Source organism: Bradyrhizobium sp. SHOUNA76 (assembly GCF_023006445.1).
Lineage (GTDB): Bacteria > Pseudomonadota > Alphaproteobacteria > Rhizobiales > Xanthobacteraceae > Bradyrhizobium.
Map to the genome: position 1 here is coordinate 1 of NZ_JALBHA010001143.1, position 500 is coordinate 500.

Sequence of the window (500 nt, forward strand, 5' to 3'; positions counted from 1 at the left end):
CGCGCCGCGATCGAGGCGCCCCAGGCCACGACCAGGCCGAGCACGTCGGACAGATTGTGGCCGGCGTCGGCGAGCAGGGCGGTGGAGTTGCCGATATAGCCGTAGACGGCTTCGGCCACGACCAGCGCGGTGTTGAGCGAAATGCCGATCGCGAAGGCTTTGCCGAAATTCGCGGGGGCATGGACATGGCCGTGACCGTGACCATGACTGTGGTCGTGACCATGACCATGACCATGGGCATGGTCGCCATGATCATGGTGGTGATGACCGTGATGATCGTGGCTGCCCAATGCTAGCGCTCCCGGGAAGTCGCCAAATCAGGCGCCATTGTAGGCGTTTCGGTGCCTGCGTCACGACGGAACAGCACGTAGAGCGCCGGCAGCACCAGCAATGTCAGCACCGTCGAGGAGATGATGCCGCCGATCACCACGGTCGCAAGCGGCCGCTGCACTTCGGCGCCGGCGCCGGTGGCGAGCGCCATCGGCACGAAGCCGAGCGAG

At 65.6% G+C, this 500-nt stretch carries 2 protein-coding genes; both read right to left on the bottom strand.

From position 1 onward, the window contains the following. Nucleotides 1-290, bottom strand: a 290-nt coding sequence (locus tag MOV74_RS40195; RefSeq protein ID WP_246933108.1) for a cation transporter, incomplete at its 3' end; no start/stop codon positions are given. 2 nt (nt 291-292) lie between these two features. Beyond that, a partial coding sequence (locus tag MOV74_RS40200; protein WP_246933109.1) for an efflux RND transporter permease subunit occupies nt 293-500 on the bottom strand: 208 nt, incomplete at its 5' end.